The sequence below is a fragment of the Gluconobacter sp. genome (assembly GCF_047723935.1).
In the GTDB taxonomy this organism is placed as follows: Bacteria; Pseudomonadota; Alphaproteobacteria; order Acetobacterales; family Acetobacteraceae; genus Gluconobacter.
Window position 1 is genome coordinate 1 of sequence record NZ_JBDOBO010000137.1, and the last position, 2775, is coordinate 2775.

Here is a 2775-nt window from a genome sequence, read left to right on the forward strand (position 1 = left end):
GAGCGCAGCAAGAACTGGGAAAATCAGAGCGGGCACTTCCCCCCACAGAGGGGAAAAAATGAATGTACAGGCGCGAGCCCTTACGCTATGGGCATGCTTAGCCATTGGCTTGTGTCCTCAAGTCTGTGGTTAGGCCTGCTCTGGAAATCTCACCTTCCAAGGCGGGCCGTTTGGCTTTTCAACCGGAGTCAGTTATAAAGACTGATATTGGATAAAGTCAAGTGTGAGAACTGATGTCAGATATAACATCTGAACAATGCCTCGGAGCTCGGGCCATGCTCCGTATGACGCGCAACGAATTGGCAGAGGCATCACAAGTTGCTGTCGCTACGTTGGCCGACTTTGAATCTGGAAAGCGGTCACCTCATCCCCGCACCCTCACTGCCATTCGCTCCGCCCTAGAAGCCGCAGGCGTCGAGTTCATTGCTGAGAATGGTGGCGGGGCTGGGGTAAGGCTGAGGAAAGATATTTCATAATGTCAGATGTGTATAAGCAGACGCTCGCACTGGCTGAACGGCAGAAAGAAGCTGGAGCCAGTTCTGAGGAAATCGTAACGGCACTCTGTGAAGCGATGATTGCCATTGTCCCTGATGATGACACTTTAAAAAAAGCAGCGATCCTAGAGGGTGCATATGCTCGTCTGGCCAAACTGCTAGGTCGTGACGCCAGCGCGAAAGATTAAGTCTTATCGCGGACAGGCAACCCGATGAACCGCTCAGACTTCGAGAGCGGGAAACCCTTGTGAACGAAAACAGGTGAGTGCAACTGCCAGATATTGGTCAACTCATGACCAAAGCGGGGCATTCTCAACTATGGCTGTTGGCAAACCAGAATTGAAGCAGGGGGATTAAGTGAGCAGCAAGATACGAACTGCACAGGCGGGTTTGGCTTACGTCACTTGGCAGCTTACCCGGCGTGACTGGGATATCCAGCCTTCTCAGGAGGGCTCAGAACGCTCCACCCTGATTACGATAAAGAAAGAGGGTGTTTCCCCCGCACTGATCGTGCAGTCTCGTGCTTTTAGCAAACAGGATGCAGTCAAGTTGGGGGACGGCATTACCGACCCATCCAGCCTACGGTTCGATTGGCTGGCGATTACCACTTATGTGCGCTCGGATGCGCCGGTCTGCTTTTTGCTCAACCGGATAGACGTTATGGAGAGAATGAAGCGTGACCCAATGGGACCACTCTACTGGGTGGACCCGCCACGCTACATCGACCCGCAGTTTAAAGACCGATGGGATCAGATCGGTCCCGTCTGAAGCGTTATAAGGGGCGAACCACAATTACGGTCACGCTCTCCGGCCCGTAGCGGCGCGACAGGTTGGCATCCACAATCTGGGCATCATCTTTCCACGCGATACCGTTTAAGGCATCAGCCGCGGTCTTCATCTGATTGTCTATGTCTGGCCTACTGGTTGGGAGTATGCGCCCTGCCAGTGCATCGGCGGTTTTCTTCCGGCTCCATGACGGAGGTGGTGCAATGTTGATCGTTAGGGAGACATGAAGCGGCCCGCTCAGGCATGGCTTGCCAATCTGCTCTATGGCGTGGCGCTGAATATGCTTTTCCGCCTGCACTGTCTTGGCATCGGTAAAGGTGCGTCCATTCCCAAAGCGGGGGCGGCCCTTGGCTCTCAGAAGACCAGGAATGATGATACGGTAAATAGGCTGTTCGGATGCCGTGGTTTCCATGCCGGAATCATAGTACAGGGGCGGTAGTCAGTACAATAGAAAGTGGTCGCCGGAATTGCAGTGCAGAGGTTGGAGCAGGCGACCCAAATTGGAACTGCAAGGCATGCAAGGTAATCCAAACTGAAAACCAAACGCGGACCCGTAACCCCGTTACCTCCTAACAATGCAACGTTCTGCCCTAAATTGAGCAACGCGCGTATCTAACTATGCAAGGCAGGCAACGAGCGAGTGGCAGAGACCTGAAAGTGAGACGCTCAATGAGCAACGTGATGGAAATTGGCGGCCATCGTGCCGTCATTCAGTTCGACCCAGAAGCGGGAATGTTTCGGGGCGAGTTCCTGGGGCTCAACGGTGGGGCGGATTTCTACGCGGACAGCGTGGCCGGCCTCCATAAGGAGGGCGAGGCATCCTTGCGAGTGTTCCTTGAGATGTGTGCGGAGAACAATGTGCGGCTAGATGTATGAATTGCCGGTTATGTTATTTCTGAATTCGGTTTCATCCTTTGATATGATTTTAAGTCATGAAGTTAGGGAATAAGATTTGACAAAATTGGCAGATTTTGGCCACTTTTTGTTCTTTTTCTTGGTTCCATATCTTGTGTCTTTTTGTAGGAAGGACCCTAAATATAGTATTTGGGCTTGGTGCTGTCTTTTTTTGAAGATATAAGGGGCCAGACATAAAAAAGGGGTTGGATTCGTACTCCAACCCCTTTTGATCCACAAACGCTTGAACCGTCTGTGGAATCTGCAACATTGTACTAACACAGTCTCTATGACTGGTACAAGAGCAGAGCGTCAAGGGCGGTTCTCTTAAATTTTTAGTAAAGAGAGAGTCGTCTAATGGCGAATAAGTCCGCACAGATTAGTTGCATCAATAAGCGTCACCACTCTGATCCTCATGAGAGGATTGAGTACGTAGGTGGAACCAGTAGCAGTGGGCGCTGGCGTATTACAGAAAATGAAGCAATCAACTACATTTTGACGAATGAGTGGGATTTTTTTGTTTCTGTTAATGGCCGGAAGGTCAAAGTCATCGTGGCAATCCATAATGGCCGCCGCTATTTGAAAACGGAAGCAGATGTTT

Annotated in this window: 5 protein-coding genes and 1 pseudogene; 5 read left to right on the forward strand and 1 reads right to left on the reverse strand. The window is 51.1% G+C overall.

Annotation, left to right across the window (positions count from 1 at the left end):
- Nucleotides 1-275 precede the first annotated feature (275 nt).
- The 3 genes from ABF979_RS16685 to ABF979_RS16695 all read left to right on the forward strand — a co-directional run bounded on the left by ABF979_RS16685 (nucleotide 276) and on the right by ABF979_RS16695 (nucleotide 1262).
- The gene (locus ABF979_RS16685; protein WP_279185473.1) at nucleotides 276-476 is read left to right on the forward strand and encodes a helix-turn-helix transcriptional regulator; all 201 of its coding nucleotides are present in this window, start codon (nucleotides 276-278) and stop codon (nucleotides 474-476) included.
- The gene (locus ABF979_RS16690) at nucleotides 476-682 is read left to right on the forward strand and encodes a hypothetical protein (RefSeq protein WP_279185475.1); all 207 of its coding nucleotides are present in this window, start codon (nucleotides 476-478) and stop codon (nucleotides 680-682) included. Before ABF979_RS16685 ends, ABF979_RS16690 begins: the two co-directional genes overlap by 1 nt.
- A gap of 169 nt (nucleotides 683-851) precedes the next feature.
- Nucleotides 852-1262: a hypothetical protein gene (locus tag ABF979_RS16695; protein WP_279185476.1), complete on the forward strand. Its 411-nt coding sequence runs from the start codon at nucleotides 852-854 to the stop codon at nucleotides 1260-1262.
- Nucleotides 1263-1266: 4 nt separating this feature from the next.
- On the opposite strand, the gene ABF979_RS16700 is transcribed toward ABF979_RS16695, so the two are convergent.
- Entirely contained in the window at nucleotides 1267-1692 is a 426-nt protein-coding gene (locus ABF979_RS16700; RefSeq protein WP_279185477.1) for a RusA family crossover junction endodeoxyribonuclease, read from the reverse strand.
- A 257-nt stretch (nucleotides 1693-1949) separates the two neighbouring features.
- Here ABF979_RS16700 and ABF979_RS16705 point away from each other — a divergent pair.
- Both ABF979_RS16705 and ABF979_RS16710 read left to right on the forward strand, forming a co-directional pair.
- Nucleotides 1950-2141: pseudogene (locus ABF979_RS16705) on the forward strand (toxin-antitoxin system HicB family antitoxin); the annotation flags it as partial.
- 390 nt (nucleotides 2142-2531) lie between these two features.
- Nucleotides 2532-2775, forward strand: a 244-nt coding sequence (locus ABF979_RS16710; protein ID WP_415560789.1) for a DUF3892 domain-containing protein, incomplete at its 3' end; no start/stop codon positions are given.

Coding starts and splice junctions, on each gene's coding strand:
- ABF979_RS16690 (WP_279185475.1), top strand. CDS start 476: ATGTCAGATGTGTATAAGCAGACGCTCGCACTGGCTGAACGGCAGAAA.
- ABF979_RS16700 (WP_279185477.1), bottom strand. CDS start 1,692: ATGGAAACCACGGCATCCGAACAGCCTATTTACCGTATCATCATTCCT.
- ABF979_RS16685 (WP_279185473.1), top strand. CDS start 276: ATGCTCCGTATGACGCGCAACGAATTGGCAGAGGCATCACAAGTTGCT.